Annotated in this window: 22 protein-coding genes; 18 read left to right on the forward strand and 4 right to left on the reverse strand. The window is 62.9% G+C overall.

All coding sequences use genetic code 11. From position 1 onward, the window contains the following. Positions 1-89: 89 nt before the first annotated feature. From VM94_RS00400 to VM94_RS00430, 7 genes are all read left to right on the forward strand, one after another. The gene (locus tag VM94_RS00400) at positions 90-1,856 is read left to right on the forward strand and encodes an ABC transporter ATP-binding protein (RefSeq protein WP_046681695.1); all 1,767 of its coding nucleotides are present in this window, start codon (positions 90-92) and stop codon (positions 1,854-1,856) included. Continuing rightward, entirely contained in the window at positions 1,850-3,622 is a 1,773-nt protein-coding gene (locus tag VM94_RS00405; protein WP_046681696.1) for an ABC transporter ATP-binding protein, read from the forward strand. The genes VM94_RS00400 and VM94_RS00405 overlap by 7 nt, the downstream gene beginning before the upstream one ends. Next, entirely contained in the window at positions 3,622-4,587 is a 966-nt protein-coding gene (locus tag VM94_RS00410; protein WP_046681720.1) for an ABC transporter permease, read from the forward strand. The genes VM94_RS00405 and VM94_RS00410 overlap by 1 nt, the downstream gene beginning before the upstream one ends. Then, a complete protein-coding gene (locus VM94_RS00415; RefSeq protein ID WP_046681697.1) occupies positions 4,584-5,534 on the forward strand; it encodes an iron chelate uptake ABC transporter family permease subunit in 951 nt (316 codons plus the stop codon). The genes VM94_RS00410 and VM94_RS00415 overlap by 4 nt, the downstream gene beginning before the upstream one ends. Further along, complete coding sequence (locus tag VM94_RS00420) at positions 5,531-6,301, forward strand: iron ABC transporter ATP-binding protein (RefSeq protein WP_046681698.1); 771 nt, start codon at positions 5,531-5,533, stop codon at positions 6,299-6,301. Before VM94_RS00415 ends, VM94_RS00420 begins: the two co-directional genes overlap by 4 nt. Before the next feature lies 1 nt (position 6,302). Beyond that, on the forward strand, positions 6,303-7,286 hold the full coding sequence (locus tag VM94_RS00425; protein ID WP_046681699.1) for a siderophore ABC transporter substrate-binding protein: 984 nt from the start codon (positions 6,303-6,305) through the stop codon (positions 7,284-7,286). 110 nt (positions 7,287-7,396) lie between these two features. Continuing rightward, positions 7,397-9,826, forward strand: coding sequence for a TonB-dependent receptor (locus VM94_RS00430; RefSeq protein ID WP_185982098.1), 2,430 nt, complete (start codon positions 7,397-7,399; stop codon positions 9,824-9,826). A gap of 22 nt (positions 9,827-9,848) precedes the next feature. Here VM94_RS00430 and VM94_RS00435 read toward each other — a convergent pair whose 3' ends face one another. Both VM94_RS00435 and VM94_RS00440 read right to left on the reverse strand, forming a co-directional pair. Beyond that, positions 9,849-10,685, reverse strand: coding sequence for a MipA/OmpV family protein (locus tag VM94_RS00435; protein ID WP_046681701.1), 837 nt, complete (start codon positions 10,683-10,685; stop codon positions 9,849-9,851). Continuing rightward, positions 10,682-11,074: a hypothetical protein gene (locus VM94_RS00440; RefSeq protein WP_138828932.1), complete on the reverse strand. Its 393-nt coding sequence runs from the start codon at positions 11,072-11,074 to the stop codon at positions 10,682-10,684. The genes VM94_RS00435 and VM94_RS00440 overlap by 4 nt, the downstream gene beginning before the upstream one ends. A gap of 133 nt (positions 11,075-11,207) precedes the next feature. Between VM94_RS00440 and VM94_RS00445 the strand changes: the two genes are divergently transcribed. The 3 genes from VM94_RS00445 (at position 11,208) to VM94_RS00455 (ending at position 14,473) form a co-directional block, all read left to right on the forward strand. After that, positions 11,208-12,302 carry a type II asparaginase gene (locus VM94_RS00445; RefSeq protein ID WP_046681703.1) on the forward strand — a complete coding sequence of 365 codons (1,095 nt, stop codon included), beginning with the start codon at positions 11,208-11,210 and terminating at the stop codon, positions 12,300-12,302. A gap of 127 nt (positions 12,303-12,429) precedes the next feature. After that, positions 12,430-13,281, forward strand: a complete 852-nt coding sequence (locus VM94_RS00450) for an MOSC domain-containing protein (RefSeq protein WP_046681704.1) — start codon at positions 12,430-12,432, stop codon at positions 13,279-13,281. 34 nt (positions 13,282-13,315) lie between these two features. Beyond that, positions 13,316-14,473: a GGDEF domain-containing protein gene (locus VM94_RS00455; RefSeq protein ID WP_046681705.1), complete on the forward strand. Its 1,158-nt coding sequence runs from the start codon at positions 13,316-13,318 to the stop codon at positions 14,471-14,473. On the opposite strand, the gene VM94_RS00460 is transcribed toward VM94_RS00455, so the two are convergent. Further along, a complete protein-coding gene (locus tag VM94_RS00460) occupies positions 14,474-16,453 on the reverse strand; it encodes a monovalent cation:proton antiporter family protein (protein WP_046681706.1) in 1,980 nt (659 codons plus the stop codon). Positions 16,454-16,561: 108 nt separating this feature from the next. On the opposite strand from VM94_RS00460, the gene VM94_RS00465 reads away from it, so the two are divergent. From VM94_RS00465 to VM94_RS00500, 8 genes are all read left to right on the forward strand, one after another. Continuing rightward, complete coding sequence (locus VM94_RS00465; protein WP_082127485.1) at positions 16,562-17,572, forward strand: KpsF/GutQ family sugar-phosphate isomerase; 1,011 nt, start codon at positions 16,562-16,564, stop codon at positions 17,570-17,572. Next, positions 17,572-18,105: a KdsC family phosphatase gene (locus VM94_RS00470; protein ID WP_046681707.1), complete on the forward strand. Its 534-nt coding sequence runs from the start codon at positions 17,572-17,574 to the stop codon at positions 18,103-18,105. Before VM94_RS00465 ends, VM94_RS00470 begins: the two co-directional genes overlap by 1 nt. A 42-nt stretch (positions 18,106-18,147) precedes the next feature. After that, positions 18,148-18,759: an LPS export ABC transporter periplasmic protein LptC gene (lptC, locus tag VM94_RS00475; RefSeq protein ID WP_046681708.1), complete on the forward strand. Its 612-nt coding sequence runs from the start codon at positions 18,148-18,150 to the stop codon at positions 18,757-18,759. A 25-nt stretch (positions 18,760-18,784) separates the two neighbouring features. Then, positions 18,785-19,366, forward strand: coding sequence for a lipopolysaccharide transport periplasmic protein LptA (gene lptA / locus VM94_RS00480; RefSeq protein WP_046681709.1), 582 nt, complete (start codon positions 18,785-18,787; stop codon positions 19,364-19,366). After that, positions 19,366-20,121 (forward strand): LPS export ABC transporter ATP-binding protein, encoded by a 756-nt coding sequence (lptB, locus tag VM94_RS00485; protein WP_034753325.1) that lies wholly within the window; start codon positions 19,366-19,368, stop codon positions 20,119-20,121. Before lptA ends, lptB begins: the two co-directional genes overlap by 1 nt. Positions 20,122-20,125: 4 nt before the next feature. Beyond that, the gene (locus VM94_RS00490; protein ID WP_046681710.1) at positions 20,126-21,604 is read left to right on the forward strand and encodes an RNA polymerase factor sigma-54; all 1,479 of its coding nucleotides are present in this window, start codon (positions 20,126-20,128) and stop codon (positions 21,602-21,604) included. Positions 21,605-21,673: 69 nt separating this feature from the next. Continuing rightward, on the forward strand, positions 21,674-22,036 hold the full coding sequence (gene hpf, locus VM94_RS00495) for a ribosome hibernation-promoting factor, HPF/YfiA family (protein WP_034753331.1): 363 nt from the start codon (positions 21,674-21,676) through the stop codon (positions 22,034-22,036). 135 nt (positions 22,037-22,171) lie between these two features. Then, entirely contained in the window at positions 22,172-23,257 is a 1,086-nt protein-coding gene (locus tag VM94_RS00500; RefSeq protein WP_046681711.1) for an enoyl-CoA hydratase/isomerase family protein, read from the forward strand. Here VM94_RS00500 and rapZ read toward each other — a convergent pair whose 3' ends face one another. Further along, positions 23,258-24,121, reverse strand: coding sequence for an RNase adapter RapZ (gene rapZ, locus VM94_RS00505; RefSeq protein ID WP_046681712.1), 864 nt, complete (start codon positions 24,119-24,121; stop codon positions 23,258-23,260). Positions 24,122-24,373: the final 252 nt, after the last annotated feature.

Here is a 24,373-nt window from a genome sequence, read left to right on the forward strand (position 1 = left end):
CGATTGAGGGTTTTGCATTCTCGTTCGGGATATAGGGTGAGAGCCACCCTTATCCATTGAACTTATGCACGCTTTTTCCCGTTTTTCCCATGAGTAGCCCAAGCCGCCAAGTCGGCCCGATCAGCCGGATACTGCAGCCCATCCGCGCACGTTTAATCGCCGCCGCCGTGCTGGCCGGCACGGGTTCCATGCTGACCCTGGTGCCGCTGGCCGGCATCGCGCAGATCGCGCGCATCGCCCTGAACCCCGCGCTGGCGCGGGGCGATATGTGGCAAATCATCATCGCCAGCGTCGCCTGCCTGTTTGCCGGCATGGCCCTGATCACGCTGGGCGAGCTGGCCGCCCACCTGGCCGACAACCGCCTCACCCATCAATTGCGCCTGCAAGCCATGCAGCGTCTGGGTCAGGTGCCGCTGGGATGGTTCACCAGCCGCGCCTCGGGCGAGGTCAAGCAGGCGATGCAGGACGACATCAATACCCTGCACAGCCTCACCGCGCACTTCTATACGACGACGGGGCGCGCCGTGGGCGCCATCGCCATCTCCGTCATTTACTTGTTCGCCATGGACTGGCGCCTGGCCCTCATCGCCATCCTGCCATTTCCCGGCTTCTTCCTGTTCTTCGGCCGCGCCATGAAGGCCAGCGGCGGCAATATGGAGCAATTTGCCGCAGGCATGGGACGCATCAACAATGCCGTAGTGGAATTCGTCAACGGCATTCCCGTGGTCAAGGCCTTTGGTGCCACGGGACGTGCGCACGGCAGCTACCGCGCGGCCGTCGATTCGTTTGCCGAGGCGTTTGCCGCGTTTACGCGCCCCCTGGTCGGTTCGATGGCGAATGCCAACGCGCTGATCGCGCCCGTCGCCGTGCTGGGCGTGGTGGTGCTTGCCGGCACGGCCTTCGTGGCGCTGGAGGCGATGGCGCCTATCGACATCCTGCCGTTTGCCCTCGTGGCGCCCGGTATTTCCGCACCGATGCTGTTGCTGCACTACCTCACGCATGACCTCAACAATGCCACGGGCGCGGCCCAGCGGGTGCAAGCCTTGCTCGATACGCCCGTGCTGGCGCAGCCGGCGCCCGGCCAGCAGCAGTTGCCGAACGGCACGGAGATCCGCATGGAGCACGTGGGCTATGCCTACGATGGCCAGAACAAGGTGCTGTCGGACATCACGCTGACTTTGCGTCCTGGCACGGTGACGGCCATCGTCGGCGCTTCAGGCTCCGGCAAGTCGACCTTGGCGCGGCTGCTGTTGCGCTTTTTCGACCCGACAGAAGGGCGCATCACCCTCGGCGGCGCCGACTTGCGGCACATCGCCACGCCCGAGCTGTACCGGCGCATCGGTTTTGTATTGCAGGAAGTGCGGCTGATCCACGCCAGCGTGCGCGAGAACATCGGGCTGGGCCGACCATCGGCCAGTACGCACGAGATCGAAGAGGCGGCGCGCCTGGCGAATATCCACGAGCGCATTGTGGCCTTGCCGCGCGGCTACGATTCCGTCATCGGCGAGGATGCGCAGCTGTCCGGCGGCGAGTTGCAGCGCGTCAGCATCGCCCGCGCCGTGCTGCTCGATCCGTCCGTGCTGGTGCTCGACGAGGCGACGGCCGCGGCCGACGCGGAAAACGAAGTGGCGATCCAGGATGCCCTGTCGCGCTTTGCCCAAGGCCGCACCCTGCTGGTGATCGCGCACCGGCTCGATACGGTCATGCATGCCGACAACATCGTCGTGGTCGAGAACGGCGTCATCGCCGAGCAGGGCAGCCATGCCGGCTTGCTCGCCCACCAGGGCCGCTATGCGCAACTATGGGCGCTGGGCGGCTATCAAGATTCCCAGGAAGATGCGGTGCTCCCATGCTGAAAACGTTTATTCAACTGCTGGGCGACGATGCGCCCGTGTTCCGCCGCTACTGCGCCATGGCGCTCGCGTATGGCGTGCTGAGCGGGCTGACGATCACGGTGCTGGTATTGGCCCTGAGGCGGCTGCTGGCCGGCGATACGGGCGGCGCGGCCCTGTGGCTGATCGTGCTGCTGGCCGGGCTGGTCGCTTGCTGGGCCTGGCGGCGCCAAGTGGAGAAAGCGGGCGTGCGCGTGGGGGTGACGGTCTTGCAAGGGGCGCGCCAGCGCTTGGGCGACCACGTGGCGCGCCTGCCCGTCGGCTGGTTTACACCGGAGAATACGACGAAGCTGGGCCACGTCATCACGCAAGGCATGATGAACGTCGCGCAGCTGCCGGCACACGTGCTCACGCCCGTGATTTGCGGCGCCGTCACGCCCGTGGTATTGCTGGCCGCGCTGTTTGCGCTGCATTGGCAGCTGGGCGTGATCGCGCTGCTGGCGCTGCCCCTGCTGGCTGGCGCCTTGCGGCTCACGGCGCACCTGGGCCAGCGCGCCGACGATGCCTACCACCATCATTTTGCCCAGACCAGTCAGCGCCTTGTGGAGTTTGCACAAGTGCAGTCGGTGCTGCGGGCATTCAATGGCGGCGGCGCAGCTGACGGCGGCACGCGTTTCTTGCAGCAAGCCATCGATACACAGCGCCACGCGGGCACGCGGCTCATTTACCTGTCGGCGCTGTCCTCGGTGCTGAACGCCTGGACCGTACAAGCCATCTTCGCTGTCTTGCTGGCCGTTGCCGCGACCCTGCTCGGTACGGTAGCGGCGGCAGACGCCATCGCCGTCATCGTGGCATTAGTGCTGGTGGTGCGCTTTGTCGACCCGCTGCAGGAAGTGGCCAGCTATGGCGAAGTGCTGCGCGGTGCGCGCGGTCCGCTGGACGCTGCGCGCGATATTTTCGCCGTGCAGCCCTTGCCGGAAGCACACAAGCCGCAAGCGCCGCGCGATGCTTCGGTCGAATTGCGTGGCGTGCACTTCCGCTATGCGCCGGACCAGCCCCATGTCTTGACGGACATCAACCTGCAGATTGCGCCGGGCAGCATGACGGCACTGATCGGCGCTTCCGGTTCAGGCAAGACGACCCTGGTGCGCCTGATTGCGCGCTTCTTTGACGCCAGTGCAGGCACGGTGCTGGTGGGTGGTGTCGATGTGCGCGACATGTCCAGCGAGCAATTGGCCGGCCAGATCAGCCAGATCTTCCAGGACAGTTATCTGTTCCAGGGCAGCATCGCTGACAACATCCGCATCGGCAAGCCGGACGCCAGCGATGCCGAGGTGCTGGGCGCGGCGCGCCAGGCTGGCGTGGCCGAGATCATTGCCCGCCTGCCGCAGGGACTTGCGACGCCGGTGGGCGAGGGCGGCACGAGCCTGTCCGGCGGCGAACGCCAGCGCATCGCCATCGCGCGTGCGCTTGTCAAGGATGCGCCGATTCTGCTGGTCGACGAGGCGACGGCCGCGCTCGATGCGGAAAACCAGGCCGCCATCGCCGAAGCGCTGGCGCGGCTGCGCGGCAAGCGCACGCTGATCGTCATCGCGCACCAGTTGTCGACGGTGGCCATGGCCGACCAGATTGTCGTGCTCGATGGCGGCACTCTGGGCGAGCAGGGGGCGCCAGCCACCTTGCGCGCGCAGGGCGGCCTGTATGCGCACTTCCTGGCCCAGCGCCAGGCGGCCAAGGGCTGGCGCATCGCCGCGCCCGCGCGCCCGGCTGGAACGGAGTCCGGCATTTGATACACGCGCGTTTGTTTTTGCTCTTCTTCCTGCTGTGCTGCGCCTCCTTGCTGGTCGGCGCCAGGCAGATGGAGTGGGCACAGCTGCTGTCATCGTCCGGTGCGCTGTCCGACGCGCTGTCCGACGATACGTGGCTGACCTTGACGGCCAGTCGGCTGCCCCGTTTGGCGGCGCTGGTGCTGACGGGCGTGGGCCTGTCCGTGTGCGGCGTCATCCTGCAGCACATCGTGCGCAACAAGTTTGTCGAACCGGCCACTTCGGGCGGCCTCGACGCGGCCAAGCTGGGCATCCTCGTTGCGCTGACCGTGGCGCCTGCGGCGGGCACGGCCGGCAAGATGGCGTTCGCGCTGGCCTTCTGTCTTGCCGCCAGCGTACTGTATGTGGCCCTGATCCGCCGCATCCGCTTCAAGAACACGATTCTGCTGCCCGTGATCGGCCTCGTGTATGGCGGCGTGCTCAGCGCCGTGGCCGAGTTTTATGCCTACCGCAACAATATCCTGCAAAGCATGCAGGGCTGGCTGCTCGGCGACTTTTCGCGCATCGTGCAGGGCAACTATGAAATCATTTACCTGATCCTGCCCATCGTTGCCCTCACGTATGTGTACGCGCAGCGCTTTACCGTGCTGGGCATGGGAGAAGGGATGGCTACCAGCCTGGGCCTGAACTATGCGGGCACGGTGGCGCTGGGTCTGATGCTGGTGGCCGTCACGGTGGCGGCCACGGTGATCACGGTGGGGGCCATACCGTTTGTCGGACTGGCCATCCCCAACCTGGTGGCCTTGCGCTATGGCGACAGGCTGGAGCGCACCCTGCCCATCGTCGCCCTGTGCGGCGCCTCGCTGCTGCTGGCCTGCGACATCGCCGGGCGATTGCTGATCTACCCATTCGAAGTGCCCATCGGCCTGACGGCGGGTGGCGTGGGCGGCCTGCTGTTCCTCGTCCTGATCATCCGGGGGCGGAGATGAGGCGGTTCTTGAATCAACGGATGCTATGGCTGGCCGTGTTTGCTTTGGCGCTCGCTTTCCTTTTCCTCGGCGCCAATCTTGACTTCGATTACATCATTCCGAAGCGCCTGTCGCGCCTGGCCGCCATCGCCATCGGCGGCGTTTGCGTAGCCGTGTCGTCGATTGTTTTCCAGACCATCGCCGGCAACCGGATACTGACGCCGGCCGTCATGGGCTATGAAGCCGTGTACCTGCTGCTGCAATCGCTGCTGATCCTCGCCATGGGCATGCACAGCGTGGTGCTGCTGGGGCAGAACGGCAATTTTGTGCTGTCGATCACGCTGATGCTCGCGTATTCCTGGGCCATCCATACCTGGCTGTTCAAGGATGGCAAGAACAATGTGTATTTCCTGTTGCTGCTGGGATTCGTCTTGACGATGGTGATCGGCACGTTGACCCAGTTCATCCAGCTGCGCATCAGTCCCGGCGAATTTGCCATCTTGCAAGGCTTCAGCCAGGCTTCGTTCAACAAGGCGCAGCCCGCACAATTGCTGTACTCGGCCCTGCTGGCGGGCGCCGCCTGCGCGGCCGTGGCGAAGACCCTGCCGGCGCTCGATGTGCTGGCGCTGGGGCGCGAGCAAGCCATCTCGCTCGGCGTCGATTACCGGCGCATGGTGCAGGGTCAGCTGGCGCTGATTGCCGTGCTGGTGGCCGTGTCGACGAGCTTGCTGGGCCCCACGGCCTTCATGGGTATCTTCGTGGCGAACACAAGCTACGCCCTGGCCCGCACGGCGCGCCACCGCGCCACATTGCCGCTGGGCTGCGCCATCGCCATCGCCATCTTCCTGGCCGCCCAGCTGCTGGTCGAGCACGTTTTCAACTACCGGACCACGGTCGGCATCCTCGTCAACCTCGTATGTGGCGCGTATTTCCTCTCGCTCATGGTCCGTAACCGAGGTACCGCATGATTCACGTCCATCAGATCGAAAAAAGCTATGGAGAAAAGCGCGTGCTGGCCCACGTCAGCGTACAGTTTCCCAAGGGGAAAGTGACGTCCTTGATCGGCCCGAACGGCGCCGGCAAGACCACCTTGCTGATGCTCATCGCGCGCCTGCAGGAAGCGAATGGCGGGGAGATCGCGATAGACGGGCGCAGCATCGCGGCCATCAAGATTCAGGACTATGCGAGACTGGTGGCCACTCTGCGCCAATCACCCGATTTTCATTTGCGCCTGACGGTGGAAGAGCTGGTCGCCTTTGGCCGCTTTCCTTACAGCCGGGGTAGCCTGACACCGCAGGACCGGCAAGCCATCGACGAGGCCATCGCCTTTTTGTCGCTGGAGTCGCTGCGCCTGGCCTACGTCGATGAGCTGAGCGGCGGCCAGCGCCAGATGGCCTTCCTGGCCATGACGATCGCCCAGCAGACCGATATTTTGTTGCTCGACGAGCCGCTCAACAACCTCGACATGAAGCACGCCGTGCAGATCATGCGCGCGTTGCGCCGCCTGTGCGACGAGCAAGGCCGCACCGTGATCCTGGTGATCCACGACATCAATTTCGCCGCCAATTATTCCGACCACATCGTCGCCATGCAGGGTGGCGCCGTGCGCTTTTCCGGCCCTGCGCACGAGGTCGTCACGGAGGAACGCTTGCGGGCGCTGTACGACATCGATTTTCACATCGTGCGCAACGAGCGCGGCTGCGTCTGCAATTACTTTACCCCTACAGGAGCTTGAGATGATCTGGAACAAATCCCACTGCGCGCTGGCCGTGCTGCTCGCCGCCATGGCCGCCCTGCAAGGCTGCACCGACAAGGTGGCCACGGCGCCGCCGGCGCCTGTCGCTTCCACGTCGGAGCAGGCATTTGCTCCCATCACCATCGTGCACAAGCTGGGCACGACGGTGATCCAACATCGTCCGCAAAGGGTGGCCGTGCTCGACATGAATGAAGTCGATTTCCTCGACCAGCTGGGCGTGCCCGTGGCCGGCATGGTGAAGGATTATGTGCCGCATTTCCTCACCCGCTACAAGGACGACGCGAACATCCGCGACCTGGGCGCCATCGTGCAGCCGAACCTGGAACACATCCACGCGCTCCGGCCCGATCTGATACTGATGACGTCGATCCAGGCCAATCACTACAAGGAATTGAGTCAGATCGCGCCCATCTTGCATTTCGACGTGGATTACCAGAACAGCGAAAGCAAGCACATCGATGTGGTCAAGCAGCACTTGCTGACCCTGGGCCGCATCTTCGGCAAGGAAGACCTCGCCAACCGGAAAGCCGCCGAACTTGACGCCAGGGTGGCGGACGCGCGCAAGGTGACCCGGGAGCGTCCCGAGAAAGCGCTGATCGTGCTGCACAACAATGGCGCCTTCAGCTCCTTCGGCGTGCAGTCGCGCTACGGGTTTGTCTTTGATGCGCTGGACGTGAAACCTGCCAGCACGGCCATCGAAGCGGGCTTGCATGGCCAGCCTATTTCCAGCGAATTCATCCAGCAAGCCAATCCGGACATCATCTATGTTGTCGACCGTACGGCCGTGATGGAACACCGTCCCGTCATGACGGCCGAACAGATGGCCAATCCGCTGCTGCGCCAGACCAATGCCTGGAAGAACGGCCGCGTCGTCTTTGTCGATGCGGATGCCTGGTACATCACGGCGGCCAGCGTGACGTCGCTGAAACGGGTGATCGACGACGTGCTGAAAGGCTATCAATAATATTTCGTAATGATTCGTATTTGTATTGAGGATTTTGCCTTTTCGTTCGGGAGATAGGGTGAGAACAAGCAATCATCCCATCTGAAAGGATTTACTGTATGACACACCGCATGGCAACACGCCACCTTCCCGCCTTCAATCTGAGCCGCATCGCCACCGCCGTGCAAGTTGCGCTCATCACGGGCTTGACCGCGGGGGCGCTGGGCGTGGCGGCCCCGCCGGCCTTTGCGCAAGCGGGGGCGGGCCAGGCCCGGCAAGCGTTCAGCGTGCCGGCCGGTGCGCTGGGCTCGGCGCTCAACATTTTCGCCGCCGAGGCGGGCGTGGAATTGACGGTCGAGGCCAGCCTGCTGCAAGGCAAGAACAGCGCCGGCCTGTCCGGCAGCTACAGCGTACCCGAAGGCTTTTACGAATTGTTGCGCGGCCACGGCTTGCAAGCCGTGCGTGAGGGCAATGGCAGTTATACGGTGCGCCGCGAGCCGGCGCATGGCGCCGCCGCCACCATGCCGGCCGTGACGGTCTGGGGCAAAGGCAGCACCGTGACGGATGCCTACGCAGGCGGGCAAGTGGCGTCCGGCGGCCGCGTGGGTTTTCTTGGTGACAAGGATTTCATGGAAACGCCGTTCAACACCATCAACTATACGGATAAATTCATCGAAGACCGCCAGGCGCGCGACATCACCGATGTGATTTCCGCCACCGATCCCACCGTCTTCAGCAGCGGCATGACGGGCATCATCGGCGAGAATTATTCGATACGGGGCTTCAGCTCGAATATCGGCGACGTCGCGTTTGGCGGCCTGTACGGCATCTCGCCCTACTACCGCACCTCGCCTGAAATGTTCGAGCGCGTCGAGGTGCTGAAGGGACCGTCAGCATTGCTCAATGGCATGCCACCGGGCGGCTCGGTAGGCGGCAGCATCAACCTCGTGCCCAAGCGCGCGGGCGAGACGCCGCTGGCGAGGGTGACGGCATCGTATATGTCGGACGCGCAATGGGGCGGCCATGTGGACCTGGGCCAGCGGTTCGGTGAGAATCAACAGTTCGGCATCCGCATCAACGGCGTCTACCGCGATGGCGAGGGCGCCATCGACCATCAGAAAAAGAAGACCAAGCTCGTCTCCGTGGGGCTGGACTGGCGTGGCAACGGTGCGCGCCTGTCCGCCGACCTGTACCACAGCGAGGACCGCGCGGATGGCTTGAACCGGGGCGTCAACCTGGCCCCCGGCTTGCCCGTGCCGCGTCCGCCGAAAGCGGAAACCTTGTTGAATCCCAGCTGGGCGTTCTACGATACCAAGGACAAGGGCGCCATGCTGCGCGGCGAGCTGGACGTCAATGAGCAAGTGATGGCGTATGCCGCCGTGGGCGCCAGCCGGGCCGACTATCAGTCGACGGGCGCGTACCTGATCCAGGTGTTCAACACGGCTGGCGACTATCGCACCAATCTTGCCGACCTGGGTTTTGATGTGGAAAAGCAGTCGGCGGAGGCGGGCTTGCGCGGCAAGCTGCGCACGGGCGATATCGGTCATCAATGGGCCGTCAACGCCACGTATTATCACCATACGGACAAGCAGTACGGGCGCAGAAATACCCTGGCAAAAGACTGGATCACGAACATCTATAACCCCGTCTGGGGTCCGGCGACGCGCTTCGAGGCGCCACAAATTTCCAAGGCGGAACTCCGCCTGGCCAGTGTCGGCCTGGTCGACACGCTTTCTTTTGCGCAAGACACCGTGCAATTGACGGTGGGTTTGCGCCGCCAGGAAGTGCTCAGTGATAACTTCAATATCAAGACGGGCGCGCGCACCTCGCGCTATGACGAAGGCGCCACCACGCCGGCCGTCGCCCTGCTGGTCAAGGCCGCCAGGAACATTTCCCTGTATGGCAATTACATCGAAGGCTTGAGCCAGGGCGCGACGGCTCCCATGACGGCGGCCAACGCGGGCGACGTCTTTGCTCCCTATAAATCGAAGCAGATGGAGGCTGGCGTCAAGGTCGACCTGGGCGAGTTCGCGCATACGGTCAGCGTGTACGAAATCAAGCGGCCCAGCAGCTATGTCGATCCCGTCAGCAATATCTTTTCCTTTGGCGGCGAGCAGCGCAACCGCGGCATCGACTGGGGCTTCTTCGGTTCGCCCCTGCGCGACGTGCGCCTGATGGGCGGCGTGGCGTATGTCGACCCGGTCTTGAGCAAGACGCCGGGCGGCGCCAACCAGGGCAAGCAGGCAACGGGTGTGCCCAAGCTGCAAGCCAAGCTCGGTGTCGAATGGGATACGCCTGCCATCCCCGGCGTGACCCTGACGGCGAATGCGACGGCGGCATCGAAGCAATATATCAATGCCGACAATTCGATGTCCGTGCCGGGCCGTACCGTGTTTGACCTGGGCGCCCGCTATGCGACGAATGTGGCGGGCCGGCCCCTGACTGTGCGCGCCAGCGTGACGAACGTCGGCAACCGGGCGTACTGGGCGCTGCCGCAATGGACCAGCCTGGGCCTGGGCGCGCCGCGCACTTTCATGCTGTCGGCCACGACGGAGTTTTAAGCCGTCTTGCTGTTACTCGTTATTACTCGTCCGGGCCCCGCGCCAGGCTGTCCGAGCGGTGCCACGTCCACATCAGCCCGATGCCGGCCGAGGTGCCGCTGTTCTGGCGCAGCAGGGGGCTGGCGCGGTTGGCGGCGCCCGTGTAGTTGTCGTAGCGCAGAAAGGCAAAGGCGCGCCAGTCTTGGTGCAGCCGGTACGAACCACCGAGGCCCAGCCGCGTGAGCATCAGCCCGCTTTTTGCCGCATACGCGGGCCGCTGGCCGGTGGCATACGCGGGGCTGACGCCATAAAAATAATCGTTGATGGCGGCATTGCCCAGCACGGCGCCCAGGCTGGCGTCGACATGCCATGCCTGCTGTTCGCCTTGCAGCGCGTAGACGAGGCGCGGCTCGAACGTGGCGCCCTGGCGGCGCAGGCCGCCGCGCGCTTCGATGACGGCGCGCAAGGGCAGTTCCAGCGCCAGACGGCTGTGCTGCGTCGGCTCGGCCAGCTTGATTTTCAGGCGCGGGCCAAATTCCACCAGGGTACCCAGGTCGGGCATGCCGCGCCGGGCCGGCACGTCGCGAGAGCGGGCCGGCAAGGACAGGGCAAAACCGATATCGAAGTCGAGGCGGTCCGTATCGAGCAGGCGCGCGCCCACACCCGAACGGTCGGCGCGCAAGACTTTCCCGCGATAAATCAGATAGGGCAGGGCCAGGCTGCGCGTCGAGCGCTCGCTGGCGCCTGGATAGGCGGGCGTGACGGCCGTGCCGCCAAACACGCCCGCTTCCCATAATGGCAGCGGTGCTTCGGCGGCGCGCGCCGGCGCCATGGCGGCGAACAGGGCGCAGGCGGCCAGCAAGGTGCGCGTGATGTTCATTGAGGGACTCCGCAAGGTTTGCCCGCCGCCAGCGATTCCAGCGCCTTGTCGCTGAGGGCGCTCGATTGACCGCTTTTCTTTGCCAGCGCGATGGCGCGGCGGAAATGAAATTTGGCCGCGTCTTCGCGGCAGGCGGCGCTGGCGGCGCGTCCCGCCTCGTGGTGCAACCGCGCCTGCCAAGCGAGATCTCCATGGCCCAGTTCGGCATTGTCGGCCGCGTCCGCATAGTTGCGCATGGCTTGCGCCCAGTCGCCCTGGCTGGCCGCTTCCCGCGCGAACTGTTCCTGCTGCGCCGCCGTGCGCAGTTCGATTTGCGTGGAGCAGGCGCCCAGCGCCATCAAGACGAGCGGCAGGACGAGGCAAGACCGGAAGGACAGGAGTGTGGACATGGCGCCACTGTAGCGCATGGGAAGGGGCGCACGTTTGCGCGATACGCGTGAATCTGGGGTTTTTTGTAGCACTGATGACATATAATTTGCACACGACTTTGTTATCTTTGACACATCACCGAACAGGAGCACCATGTTTTCACGCAAATTCCATTCTTGTGCACAGCTGATGCTGGCTACCTTGCTGATGGGCTTTATCGCCGCATCTCCGGCGCGCGCGCAGCAGGCGGCCGTCAAATTGCCGAACGTGGTGATTCTGGCCACAGGCGGCACCATCGCCGGTAGCGGTGCCGACAGCACCACCACCGTCGGCTACACCTCGGCCACCGTGGGCGTCGAGCGCCTGATCGCGGCCGTGCCGGAATTGAAGAAAGTGGCAAACGTAAAAGGCGAGCAAGTATTCCAGATCGCCAGTGAAAGCATGGGCAACAGCCACTGGCTGACCCTGGCCAAGCGCATCAACGTGCTGCTGGCCTCGAACGATGTCGATGGCGTGGTCGTCACGCACGGCACCGACACCATCGAGGAAACGGCGTATTTCCTGAACCTGACCGTGAAGAGCAACAAGCCGGTCGTCGTGGTGGGCGCCATGCGTCCGTCGACGGCCATCTCGGCTGACGGCCCGATCAACCTGTACAACGCCGTGTTGTTGGCCGGTAGCAAGGAAGCCGTGGGCAAGGGCGTGCTGGTGGCCTTGAACGACCAGATCAACGCCGCGCGCGAAGTGACCAAAACCAACACCTCGACCACCGACACCTTCAAGTCGCCGGAACTGGGCATGCTCGGCTACATCCAGGGCAGCAAGCCTTTCTTCTACCGCCAGTCGACGCGCAAGCACACCTTGGAAACGGAATTTGACATCAGCAAGCTCGATGCTCTGCCGCAAGTGGACATCGTTTACGGCTACGCCAACATGAACCGTGTCGGCATCGACGCCTTCATCGCCGCTGGCGCCAAGGGCATCATCCACGCAGGCGTGGGCGATGGCAGCGTGGCCGCGCAAATGAAGCCGGCCCTGGTGGAAGCGCGCCAGAAGGGCGTGCTGATCGTGCGTTCGAGCCGAGTCGGCCAAGGCATCGTGGCGCGCAATGGCGAAGCCAACGACGATGAACTCGACAGTGTCGTATCCGACACCCTGAACCCGCAAAAAGCCCGCATCCTGCTGATGCTGGCCTTGACCAAAACGAACAGCACGCAAGAAATCCAGCGTATTTTCTACACGTATTGATCAATACCGCGCCAGGCCAGCCTCATCGGCTGAGCCTGGCCGATTTACGCTTGCCCGCTTTGCTGCCATACTTCGCTTCTGAATAATTTCCTGGCAGAAGCAGCCACACTGTTCTTCTCCCCTGTCCATGGCTATCCTGTCCGACATCATCCTGTATCCGATCAAATCGTGCGCCGGCATCCATTTGCGCGAGGCGGTCCTGACACGCTCGGGGCTGATGAGCGAGCACGTGTTCGACCGCGAATGGATGGTGGTCGATGCGCAAGGCCGCTTCCTGACTCAACGCGAGTATCCGCGCATGGCGCTGATCGTGCCTTCCATCAAGGCCACCACCCTGGAATTGCGCGCGCCGGGCATGCTGCGTCTGGAAATCGAGCTGGGCTTGCCGCATCCGCAATTGGCGCCCATGTTGGACGTGCAAGTGTGGGACGATAGCGTGCGCGCCTACGATTGCGACGAGGTGACGGCCACCTGGTTTTCCCAGGCCATCGGCGTGCCGTGCCGTCTGGCGCGTTTTCATCCGGATGTGGTGCGCGCCACCAGCACCAAATGGACCAATGGCGTGGCTGCCGAGACCATGTTTGCCGATGGTTATCCGGTGCTGATCGCGGGCAATGCTTCGCTCGATGACGTGAATGACAAGCTGCGCGCCGCCGGCCGTGAAGCGCTGCCGATGAACCGCTTCCGCCCCAACCTCGTCATTGGCGACATCGGCGCCTTCGAGGAAGACTACGCCGACTTCCTGCAATTTGGCGCGACCACCTTGAAACCCGTCAAGCCGTGTTCGCGCTGCCCGATCCCGTCGGTGGACCAGGCCACGGGCGTACCCGGACCGGACCCGCTCGACGTCATGCATGGCTATCGCGCCAAGCCCGAGCTGGACGGCGCCATCTGCTTTGGCATGAACGCCATCGTCACTGAAGGCGGCGATGAGCGTATCGTGGTGGGGCAGGACATCGGTTTCGAACTGGCATTTTAAGCATGGCGCCCGCATACAAGGGTTTAAGGTTTCTATGAATCAAGCAATACCGCCGGACCCGCGCATTGCCAGCCTCGAAGCCGAAAACCAGGCCTTGCGCGCGCGCATGGCTTTCCTGCTGGAACAGGTTGAGCGCAACCACGACATCATGTGCCGCCACCAGGCGTTCGACCTGGAAATCGTCAGCGCGTCCACGTTTCCCGAACTGATCGGCACCATCTTCCGCACCTTGCCCGTGATTTCCGACCTTGATGGCGTCACCTTGAGCCTGCTCGACGAGGATGACGATATCGTGCTGGTGATGGAAAAGCTGGGCGTCGATTTCAGCGCCTTCCCCCAGTTGCTGTTCGTGCACACCGTGGCGGAGCTGGGTTTTGCCGCACCAAAGCCCGTGGCCGAGGGCGAGGCGGCCTTGCCGCCGATGCCGCTGCTCGGTGCCTTCGATGCGGCCGTGCATGGCCCCCGTTTTCCGCAGATCGACGCGCTGCGCAGCGTGGCGCTGGTGCCCTTGCTGCGCAACAAGCGCCTGATTGGCAGCCTGAACCTGGCCAGCAGCGACGTGACGCGTTTTACGCCCGCGCTGGGCACGGATTTCATCAAGCACATGGCCTCCATCATCGCCATTTGCCTGGAAAACGTGATCAGCAATGAAATGCTCAAATACATCGGTTTGACCGATTCCCTGACGGGGGTCTACAACCGCCGCTATATCGACCGCCGCCTGCTGGAAGAAATCGCGCGCGCGCGGCGCCAGAATTATTGCATCTCATGCATGTATATCGACATCGACCATTTTAAATTGGTCAATGACACGCATGGTCACCAGGGCGGCGATGAAGTGCTGCGCGAAGTGGCCACGCGCATCCGCACGGAATTGCGCCGCTCCGATGCACTGGGCCGTTTCGGCGGCGAGGAATTCGTCGTGTTGCTGATCGACGCCAACCTCGACAGCGCGACCTTCGTTGCCGAACGCATCCGCGCCAGCATCGCCGGAACCATGTTCGACTTGCCGGGCAGCGCGCAGGCGTGGGTCAGCGTGTCGATCGGCGTGGCCAGCCTGGAAGCGGACGCGGCGCTGCTGCCGATCGAGACGGTGGCGCAGCAACTGGTGGCGCACGCCGACCAGGCCCTGTACCAGGCCAAGGCCGATGGCCGCAACAAGGTTGTCAGCTGGCAGGCGCAGCCCGGTTAATTATTTCAATAGTAAAGTTTCGGCCTTGGCCACGGCGTCGGCCGTGCCGCGCAGCACCACCACGTCGCCGCTGGCCAGTTGCGTCTCGGGCGTGACGTCGAGGCGGCCGCGGCCGCGGCGGATGGCCGTCACAAAGGCGCCGCAGCCAGCCACGTCGATCGCACTCAGGGGCAAGTCCACGCAATGCGCGCCGTCGCTGACGGTGACCGTATGCAAGCGTTCCAGTTCGGCATCGTCGCCCGCATCGCTGGTGCCATGGAAATAACCGCGCAAGGAGGCATAGCGCTCCTCGCGCGCCGCTTGCACCCGGTGCACGACGCGGCGCAGGGGCACGCCCATCATGATCAGCGCGTGCGAAGCGAGCATCAGGCTGCCTTCCATCAATTCCGGCACCACTTCGGCCGCGCCCGCCTTCTTCAACTGGTCGAGGTCGGTATCGTCGTGGCTGCGCACGATGACGGGCAAGGTCGGTGCCATTTCATTAAGCAGATGCAATAACTTCAGTGCCGACGGCGTGTTGGCGTACGTGATCACGACGGCGCTGGCCCGGTAGATGCCGGCCGCCACCAGGCTTTCGCGCCGGCCCGCGTCGCCATACGAGACGTGGGCGCCGGCCAGCTGCGCCTCCTGCACCCGTTCCGGGTCCAGGTCCAGCGCGTGGTATTCGATCTTTTCTTCCGCCAGCAGGGTAGCCAGGCTTTGCCCGCTGCGACCGAAGCCGGCGATCAGCACGTGTTTCTGCGACGCCATGGTACGCGTGGCGATCTTCGTCAGCGCCAACGATTGCATCATCCAGTCGTTGGCCGCCAGTTTCATGACGATGGCGTCGGACTTGGCGATGAGGAAGGGCGCCACCAGCATCGACAGCACCATCGAGGCCAGCACCACCTGCACGACGAACGGGTCCATCAGCTTGATGCCGCCAGCCAGGTTCAGCAGCACAAAGCCGAACTCGCCCGCCTGGGCCAGTCCCAGCCCCGTGCGCAAGGCCACGCCGTTGCTGGAGCCGAACAGCCGTGCCAGGCCCGCGATCAGGGCAAATTTCAGCAGCACGGGGCCGCACAGCAAGAGCAGCACCAGCCACCAGTTCTCAAACACGACGCGGATATTGAGCAGCATGCCGACGGTGATGAAGAACAGGCCCAGCAGCACGTCGCGGAAGGGCTTGATATCCTCTTCCACCTGGTGCTTGAATTCCGTCTCGGAAATGAGCATCCCGGCAACAAAAGCGCCCAGGGCCAGCGACAGCCCGGCCCGCTCCGTGATCCACGCCGCGCCTAGGGTAATCAGGAGCAGGTTGAGCATGAACAATTCTTGCGAACGGCGCTTGGCGACGATGGTCAGCCAGCCGCGCACCATCTTCTGGCCGATGAACAAGAGCAAAATGAGTACCACCAAGGCCTTGCCGCCGGCCCAGGCCAGGGTTTCGGCCAAGTTGTCCGAATCGCGCGTGAGGGCGGGAATGAGGATCAGCAGGGGCACGACGGCCAAGTCCTGGAACAGCAAAATGCCGATGATCTTGCGCCCGTGTTCGCTTTCGAGTTCCAGCCGCTCAGTGAGCATTTTCGAGACGATGGCCGTTGACGACATGGCCAGCGCGCCGCCCAGGGCGAACGCGGCTTGCCAGCTCAGGTGGATGTAGGCGGACAGGTAATGTCCGACGAGCCAGCCGAAGACGACGGTGGCGATGATGGTGGTGACCACCTGCGCCATGCCAAGGCCGAAGACGATGCGCCGCATGGCGAGGAACTTGGGCAGGGAGAATTCGAGCCCGATGGAAAACATCAGGAAGACGACGCCGAACTCGGCCAAGGTGTGGCTGGCCTCGTTTTCCGCCGCCAGGCCCAGCGCATGGGGCCCGATGACGATGCCAACGGCCAGGTAGCCCAGCATGGGCGGCAAATGCAACATTCTGAAAGCGACCACGCCCAGCACGGCGCTGCCGAGTAACATCAGGGTCAGTTCAAGCGAGGAAAACATGGGTTGCCCGGTACGGTCAATGGAAATCGTTGTTTGTTGTGACTGGCAAGTTTTTTGCTTTCCTAATTCGTTTATACTTTGGGCATGAGTGTAACCCATGAAAAAACAATGCTGAAAGCTTTTGATCGAATTGACATGCAAGCGACGACCGAGCGCGCTGTCGCGCTGGCCCGCACTACCTTGCAGATCGAGTCCGACGCCATCGTTGCGCTGCACGCGCGCCTGGCCACGGACGACAGCGTGGGCCGCGCCGTGGCGCTGTTGCTGCAATGCAAAGGAAGAGTCGTCGTCTCCGGCATCGGCAAGTCCGGCCATATCGCGCGCAAGATTGCCGCCACCCTCGCTTCCACCGGCACGCCGGCCCTGTTCGTGCATCCGGCCGAAGCGGCCCATGGCGACCTGGGCATGGTCACCTCGGACGATGCTTTTATTGCCATATCGTACTCGGGCGAGTCGTCCGAACTGATGGCCATCATGCCCGTCGTCAAGCGCATGGGCGGCGTACTGATTTCCATGACGGGCAAACCGAATTCCAGCCTGGCCCAGCTGGCCGATGTGCACCTGGATATTTCCGTTGAAAAAGAAGCCTGTCCGCTGAACCTGGCGCCGACGGCCAGCACCACCGTCACCCTGGCCCTGGGCGACGCGATTGCCGTGGCCTTGCTCGACTTGCGCGGCTTCAAGGAAGAAGATTTCGCCCGCTCGCATCCTGGCGGCGCCCTGGGCCGCCGCCTGCTCACGCACGTGCATGACGTCATGCGCAGCGGCGAACGGGTGCCGAAGGTACCCGTGCAGGCTTCCCTGCTGCAGGCGCTGGAAGAAATGACGAAGAAGGGCATGGGCATGACGGCCGTCGTCGATGCCGACAACCGCCCCGTGGGCGTGTTTACGGATGGCGACTTGCGCCGCATGTTCGAGCGCGTGCAGGATTTCACGCAAGTGGCGATCCGCGACGTCATGCATGCGCAGCCGCGCAGCATCGCGCCCGAGCGCCTGGCCGTCGATGCCGTGGCCGTGATGGAGCAGTTCCGCATCAACCAGATGCTGGTCGTCGACGCCGACGGCAAGCTGGTGGGCGCGCTGCATATCCATGATCTGACGCAAGCGAAGGTGATCTGATGGACAGCGTAGCGGACAACCTGGCGCGCGCGGCCAAGGTCAAACTGATGATCTTTGACGTCGATGGCGTGCTCACCGACGGCAGCCTGCATTTCGGCCCCGACGGCGAGATGATGAAAACGTTTAATGTGTATGATGGCCTGGGCATCAAGCTGCTGCAGGAATCGGGCGTGCAGACGGCCATCATCAGCGCGCGCCGCTCGGCCATTACGGCGCGCCGCGCGCAAGACCTGGGCATTACCCATGTGCACCAGGGCGGCCATGACAAGCTGACGCCGTTTCGCGAACTGCTGGCGCTGACGGGCTTGACGGAAGAGCAATGCGGCTATATCGGCGACGACGTCATCGATGCACCCATCCTGAAGCGCGTGGGTTTTGCCGTCAGCGTGCCGGGCGGGCGCCCGGAAGCGCAGGACCTGGCGCACCATGTGACGCAGGCCGGCGGCGGCCGCGGCGCCGTGCGCGAGATCTGCGAATTCCTGCTGCGCGCCCAGGACAACTATGCGCGCGTCATGGCGCCGTTCCTGGAGTGAGGCGCGCCTTGCCGCCAGTGATATTGGAAAGAGTGAAACCCTATGCGTAAGCCAGGAGGCGCCCATCGCTGGCGCACGATTTTTACCCTGCTGGGCGCGGTTGTTGTCGCGCTGGGCAGCTTTTGGCTGCTCGAAGTGATGAACAAGAACAGCCAGGACATCAAGGCCAGCAAGCATCTGGATGAGCCTGACTATTTCATCACCAATTTCAGCCTGGTGCGCATGGATTTGACGGGTAAGCCCAGCTATATCGTATCGGGCACCAAGCTTACGCATTATCCGGCCGACGATTCGTCCGATATCGACCAGCCTTTCGTGCGCAAGCTCACGCCCGGCATGCCGCCGTTGAACATGAACGCGGAACTGGCGCATATCGACCAGGACAATACCCGGTTGCAATTGCACCGCAAGGTCGTGATCGACCGCGTGGCCAGTCCGAAGGCGCAGAACCTGACGGTCAAGACGGAGGCGCTGACGGTGTTTCCGGACGAGGAAAGAATGGAAACGGACGTGCCTGTCGATATCCTGACGGGCACCTCGCGCCTCAATGGCATCGGCATGAAAGCCAATAACGCCACCGGCGAGGTGGAAGTGCAGAATGCGCTGCGCATGGTCCTCCCGCCAAAACCGCGCCCGGCCGCGGCGGCAAAATGACAGAATGAAACAAGGAAACCATACTATGAAGAACATCTTGCTGTTGACCGTATTTTCGCTGGCCATCATGGGCGTGGCGCATGCCGAGAAGGCCGATTCCGAGAAGGAAGCCGTCATCACGGCACGCAGCGGCCACGTCGATGACGTCAAGCAGGTGCGTACCCTGACGGGCGACGTCGTGCTGGTGAAAGGCACCCTGACCATGAAGGCGGGCCGGGCCCTGATCACGGAAGACCCGCAAGGCTACCAGTTCATCACCTTCTGGGCCGATCCCGGCAAGCTGGCCACCTTCCGCCAGAAGCGCGATGGCGCGGGCGACCTGTGGGTCGAAGGCGAAGCGGAGCGCGTGGAATACGACAACAAGACGGAAGTGGTGAAACTGTTTTCCCGGGCCAAGCTGACGCGTCTGGAAGGCACGAAAGTGACCGACGTGGCCAATGGCGCCTTCATCTCGTATGACAGCCGCAAGGAAGTATTTGCGATGGAAAACTCCAACAGCGGCACCAGCACCCCGGATGGCGGCAGCGTGCGCATGGTGATCCAGCCGAAGACCAAGGCGCCGGCGGCGGAGAAAGCGCCAGCCACGCCTGCGCCAGGAAAGAAATAATGGACAATACTCGTTGCGGCAGCACCCTGATCGTTCGCGGTCTGCAAAAAACCTATGGCAAGCGGCAAGTCGTGCATGATGTTTCGCTGCAAGTCGAATGCGGCGAAGTGGTGGGTTTGCTGGGCCCGAACGGCGCCGGCAAGACCACCTCGTTCTACATGATCGTCGGCCTGGTGCCGTCGGACGGCGGCAGCATCGATATCAGCGGCGTGGACATTTCCAGCCTGCCGATCCACCGCCGCGCGCAGATGGGCCTGTCCTATCTGCCGCAGGAAGCGTCCGTGTTCCGCAAGCTGACGGTGGAAGACAATATCCGCGCCGTGCTGGAAATCCAGACCGTCGAAGGCCGCCCCCTGAAGAAGGCCGAGATCGAGGAGCGCCTGGATAAACTGCTGGCCGACTTGCAGATTGAAAAGCTGCGCGAGAACCAGGCCCTGTCCCTGTCGGGCGGTGAGCGCCGCCGCGTGGAAATCGCCCGCGCGCTGGCCACCGATCCCCGTTTCGTGTTGCTCGACGAGCCGTTCGCCGGCGTCGATCCGATCGCCGTGATCGAGATCCAGCGCATCGTGCGCTTCTTGAAGGAGCGCAATATCGGCGTGCTGATCACCGATCATAATGTGCGCGAGACGCTGGGTATTTGCGACCGTGCCTATATCATCAACCAGGGCTCGGTGCTGGCGTCGGGACGCCCCGACGACATCATCGCGAACGAGTCGGTACGCCGGGTCTATCTGGGCGAACACTTCCGCATGTAAGCCAATGAAACAATCATTGCAGCTGCGCACTTCGCAGCACCTGGCACTGACGCCGCAGTTGCAGCAATCGATACGCCTGTTGCAATTGTCTACCCTGGAATTGCACCAGGAGCTAGAGCAACTGCTGACGGACAATCCCCTGCTCGAGCGCCTCGACGATCCGCTCGACCGCTCCTTGCGCCTGCTGTCGGACGGCGCCTTGAGTTCCACGGCCGCGCCGGCTGAAGCGCCGCCCCAGCCGCCAGGCCAGGAAGCGCCCGCGGCGCCGGCCGAAGCGGAAACCTTTGACGGCGAGGCGGGCGAGAGCCCGGCCGCGGCGGACGGCGGCGACAGCGACTGGAGCGAGGCGAGCCGGGGCAAGGCGCCCGACGATGAAGATTCCCGTCCGCAACTGGAAGCCCATCACTGCACCCTGCGCGAACACCTGATGGAACAGATGCGCGTGACGGTGCTCGAATTGCGCGACCGCGCGCTGGTCGAGCTGATCATCGACGCGCTCGACGACAATGGCTACCTGGAAGAGTCGCTCGACGACATCCTGGCGCGCCTGCCGGAAGAGCTGGAAATCGACGCCGACGAGATGCGCACGGCCTTGTCGCTGCTGCAAAGTTTCGATCCGCCCGGCGTGGGCGCGCGCAATGCGTCCGAATGCCTGGCGCTGCAGATCAAGCGCTTGCCGCACATCGCCATGGTGACGCGGCGCATGGCTCTCGTCATCGTGGAAAAGCACCTGGCCTGGTTTGCCCAGCGCGATTTCAACAAGCTGAAAAAAGCCCTCGATTGCGACGATGAAGACTTGCGCGAAGCGCAGACGGTGATTCGCCAGTGCAATCCGCATCCGGGCGCCGTGTTCGCCTCGGACGTGTCCGATTACGTGGTGCCCGACGTCGTCGTCAAGCGCGCGCGCAATGGCTGGCAAGTCACCTTGAACAACGATGTGATGCCGCGCCTGCGCGTCAACGCCATGTATGCCAACCTGCTCAAGCAGGGCAAGGGCGAGGGCGCCATGGGCGCACAGTTGCAGGAAGCCAAGTGGCTGATCAAGAATATGCGCCAGCGTTTCGACACGATCCTGCGCGTGGCACAGGCGATAGTAGAAAGACAAAAGAACTTTTTCTCGCACGGGGCCGTTGCCATGCGCCCCCTTGTGCTCCGTGAAATAGCTGATACACTGGGTTTACACGAGAGTACTATCTCGCGGGTAACAACTCAAAAGTACATGCTGACCCCGCACGGCATGTTCGAGTTGAAATATTTCTTTGGTAGCCACGTCGCCACCGAAGCGGGGGGCGAAGCGTCATCGACGGCGATACGGGCATTGATCGTGCAACTGACAGGAGCAGAAGACCCTAAAAATCCTTTATCCGACAGTAAGATTGCGGACATGCTGGGGGAACAAGGCATGGTGATTGCGCGACGTACTGTTGCCAAATACCGGGAAGCGTTGAAAATTCCGCCAGTGAGCCTGCGTAAGTGTTTGTAAGTTTTTTTCGGTTCCTCTGCGGGCCGGATAGGATGGACCGCACGAACCCGATCATCTTTAGGAGTGTGTATGAATCTCACCATCAGCGGACATCATCTCGAAGTGACACCAGCCATCCGTGAATACGTACAAACGAAGCTGGAACGCGTGAAACGTCATTTCGATCAAGTTATCGATATCGCCGTGATTCTGACCGTGGATAACCTCAAAGAGAAAGAAAAACGTCAAAAGGCCGAAGTCAACCTGCGTTTAAGTGGCAAAACCGTCTATGTGGAAAGCCTGGCACAAGACCTGTATGCCGCGATCGATGCCCTGATCGACAAGCTCGATAGGCAAGTGATGAAATACAAAACCAAAGTGCAAGGGCACGGTAAAGAGGCGATCAAGCATCTGCCAGACAACTCCGAGGAAGACGCCGTCGTCGCCGTTTAAGGCCACCCGCTTCCAGCAGTTGTGATCAACTAAGGGCGCACATCTTGCGCCCTTTTTTGCGCCCGTACCTTTTGAACGCAATGTTCCCCGCGCAGGGGCTAGAATGTTTGCACTTTCACTTCTTTCCTGCCTGCCATGAGCGACTTCGTCCAGACCTCCATCCGCAACCGCACGGGGCACATCGTGCTCGACCGCCCGAAAGCCTTGAATTCCCTGTCGCTGGAGATGGTGCGCGCCCTGAGCGCGGCCCTGCTGGCCTGGCGCGACGACCCGCAGGTGGACGCAGTGGTGATCCGTTCCAGCAGCGAAAAAGCGCTGTGCGCCGGCGGCGACATCCGTTTCTTTTACGATGCGGGCCTGGCCACGCCGCAAGGCGGCAGCGCCTTGCTGGAAGATTTCTTTACGGAAGAATACGCTTTAAATCATTTGATTCATTTCTATCCGAAACCGTATATCGCCGTGATGGATGGCGTGGTGATGGGCGGCGGCATGGGCGTGGCACAAGCAGGGCCCGGCAACCGCCTGCGCATTGTCACGGGCCGCACGCGCATGGCTATGCCGGAAGTCAATATCGGTTTGTTTCCCGACGTGGGCGGCAGTTATTTCCTGTCCCGCCTGGCAGGCCAGCTGGGCTTGTATTTGGGCTTGACGGGCTTGACGATCAGCGCGGCCGACGCCCTGTACACGGACCTGGCCGATGTCTACCTGCCCGAGGCGCAGATGGGGGCGCTGCTGGCCCTGTTCGAGTCGACGCCGGGCGAGGCCTTGCCGGTGGCCATCAAGGCCCTGGCGGCGCCGTTTCAGGCACAGGCAGGCGTTTCCTCGCTGGCGGCGGCGCGCGCGGCGCTGGACCGCCATTTCGGCGCCGGCTCCGTGGCGGCCATCATGGCCTCGCTGGCGCAGGACGACAGCGCGTTCGCCGCCAAGGCTTTGGCGGCCATGCGCCTGCGTTCGCCCTTGATGATGTCGGTAACCCTGGAGTTGCTGCAGCGGGGGGCTCACCTGGGCGTGGCCGATTGCCTGCGTCTGGAGCGCACGGTGGTGCGCCACAATTTCGAGCATGGCGAAGTGCTCGAGGGCGTGCGCGCGCTGGTGGTCGACAAGGACAATGCGCCGCGCTGGAATCCATCAACCCTGGACGAGGTCGACGCGGCCATGGTGGCGCGCTTCTTTGCGCCCGTCTGGCCGGCCCAAGCGCATCCGCTGCGCCACTTGAATTAACTAGCTACGCTCGCGGTGGCGCAGCACGACCCGTTCATTCGGGCCGAAGTATTGCGCCAGCCGTTCCGCCATGTACACGGAGCGGTGCTGGCCGCCCGTGCAACCGAGCGCCACCGTCAGGTAGCTGCGGTTGTCGGACTTGAATGACGGTAACCATTTCTCGATGAAGGTGCGGATGTCGGCCAGTAGTTCCAGTGCGCTTGGCTGCGCGTCGAGAAAGGCGATCACGGGCGCGTCGCGGCCGTCGAGCGGGCGCAGCGCCAGGTCATAATAAGGATTGGGCAAGGCCCGCACGTCGAAGACGAAATCGGCATCCAGCGGCACGCCCAGCTTGAAGGCGAACGATTCGAAGAACAGGGTCAGTGGCGCGCGTTCGGAGGCGATCATATCCTTGATCCAGGCGCGCAATTTGTTGGCGCTCAGTTCCGACGTGTCGATCACGTGGCCCAGCTGTTCGATGGCCGACAGGCGTTCGCGCTCTTCCGAAATGCACTCGATCAGGGTGCGGCGGCTGGCCGGATTCTGGTTCGGGCGCAATTCATGCGACAGCGGATGGCTGCGCCGCGTTTCCGAGAAGCGCGCCACCAGCGAATGCGTGGTGGCCGTCAAAAACATGACCTTGACGTCGTGCCCCTGGTCGCGCAGCAGCGCCACATTGTGCGGCAAGCTGACGAGCGACTCGGCGCTGCGCGCATCGACGGCGACGGCCAGTTGCGGTGTACCTTCGTCGAGCAGGGTTTGCACCAGGCTGGGCAGCAAGGCCGGTGGCAGGTTGTCGACACAATAGTAGCCGGTATCTTCCAGCACATTGAGCGCGACGGATTTACCGGAACCGGATATTCCGGTGATAAGGACGATATGCATAGCCCGATCATACAATAAAGATCGGCGCTCTGCTCCCAAGGCAATTATCTTTACAAATTATTGCAATTTGGACTGTGGTATTTCTTTGCTGCACACGTCAACAATGTTGTCGGATTACGCAGGGCGTTGCCCTGCTAATCCGACCTACGTTGTTAATCGCCACTCATGGCGAGCCGTTGGTGCAGCAGGGAATTCACACAGCACTGCTGCGTGCCTGCGTAACGGTTCGCCCTTGCAAGGGCGAACTCCTTG

Origin of the sequence: Janthinobacterium sp. KBS0711 (genome assembly GCF_000988085.1) — a bacterium.
GTDB lineage: Bacteria > Pseudomonadota > Gammaproteobacteria > Burkholderiales > Burkholderiaceae_D > Janthinobacterium > Janthinobacterium lividum_E.

Coding starts and splice junctions, on each gene's coding strand:
- VM94_RS00435 (WP_046681701.1), bottom strand. CDS start 10,685: ATGAACATCACGCGCACCTTGCTGGCCGCCTGCGCCCTGTTCGCCGCC.
- rapZ (WP_046681712.1), bottom strand. CDS start 24,121: ATGCATATCGTCCTTATCACCGGAATATCCGGTTCCGGTAAATCCGTC.
- VM94_RS00400 (WP_046681695.1), top strand. CDS start 90: ATGAGTAGCCCAAGCCGCCAAGTCGGCCCGATCAGCCGGATACTGCAG.
- VM94_RS00490 (WP_046681710.1), top strand. CDS start 20,126: ATGAAACAATCATTGCAGCTGCGCACTTCGCAGCACCTGGCACTGACG.
- lptC (WP_046681708.1), top strand. CDS start 18,148: ATGCGTAAGCCAGGAGGCGCCCATCGCTGGCGCACGATTTTTACCCTG.
- lptA (WP_046681709.1), top strand. CDS start 18,785: ATGAAGAACATCTTGCTGTTGACCGTATTTTCGCTGGCCATCATGGGC.
- lptB (WP_034753325.1), top strand. CDS start 19,366: ATGGACAATACTCGTTGCGGCAGCACCCTGATCGTTCGCGGTCTGCAA.
- VM94_RS00470 (WP_046681707.1), top strand. CDS start 17,572: ATGGACAGCGTAGCGGACAACCTGGCGCGCGCGGCCAAGGTCAAACTG.
- VM94_RS00440 (WP_138828932.1), bottom strand. CDS start 11,074: ATGTCCACACTCCTGTCCTTCCGGTCTTGCCTCGTCCTGCCGCTCGTC.
- VM94_RS00430 (WP_185982098.1), top strand. CDS start 7,397: ATGGCAACACGCCACCTTCCCGCCTTCAATCTGAGCCGCATCGCCACC.
- VM94_RS00445 (WP_046681703.1), top strand. CDS start 11,208: ATGTTTTCACGCAAATTCCATTCTTGTGCACAGCTGATGCTGGCTACC.
- VM94_RS00405 (WP_046681696.1), top strand. CDS start 1,850: ATGCTGAAAACGTTTATTCAACTGCTGGGCGACGATGCGCCCGTGTTC.
- VM94_RS00450 (WP_046681704.1), top strand. CDS start 12,430: ATGGCTATCCTGTCCGACATCATCCTGTATCCGATCAAATCGTGCGCC.
- VM94_RS00425 (WP_046681699.1), top strand. CDS start 6,303: ATGATCTGGAACAAATCCCACTGCGCGCTGGCCGTGCTGCTCGCCGCC.
- VM94_RS00415 (WP_046681697.1), top strand. CDS start 4,584: ATGAGGCGGTTCTTGAATCAACGGATGCTATGGCTGGCCGTGTTTGCT.
- hpf (WP_034753331.1), top strand. CDS start 21,674: ATGAATCTCACCATCAGCGGACATCATCTCGAAGTGACACCAGCCATC.
- VM94_RS00420 (WP_046681698.1), top strand. CDS start 5,531: ATGATTCACGTCCATCAGATCGAAAAAAGCTATGGAGAAAAGCGCGTG.
- VM94_RS00500 (WP_046681711.1), top strand. CDS start 22,172: ATGAGCGACTTCGTCCAGACCTCCATCCGCAACCGCACGGGGCACATC.
- VM94_RS00455 (WP_046681705.1), top strand. CDS start 13,316: ATGAATCAAGCAATACCGCCGGACCCGCGCATTGCCAGCCTCGAAGCC.
- VM94_RS00465 (WP_082127485.1), top strand. CDS start 16,562: ATGCTGAAAGCTTTTGATCGAATTGACATGCAAGCGACGACCGAGCGC.
- VM94_RS00460 (WP_046681706.1), bottom strand. CDS start 16,453: ATGTTTTCCTCGCTTGAACTGACCCTGATGTTACTCGGCAGCGCCGTG.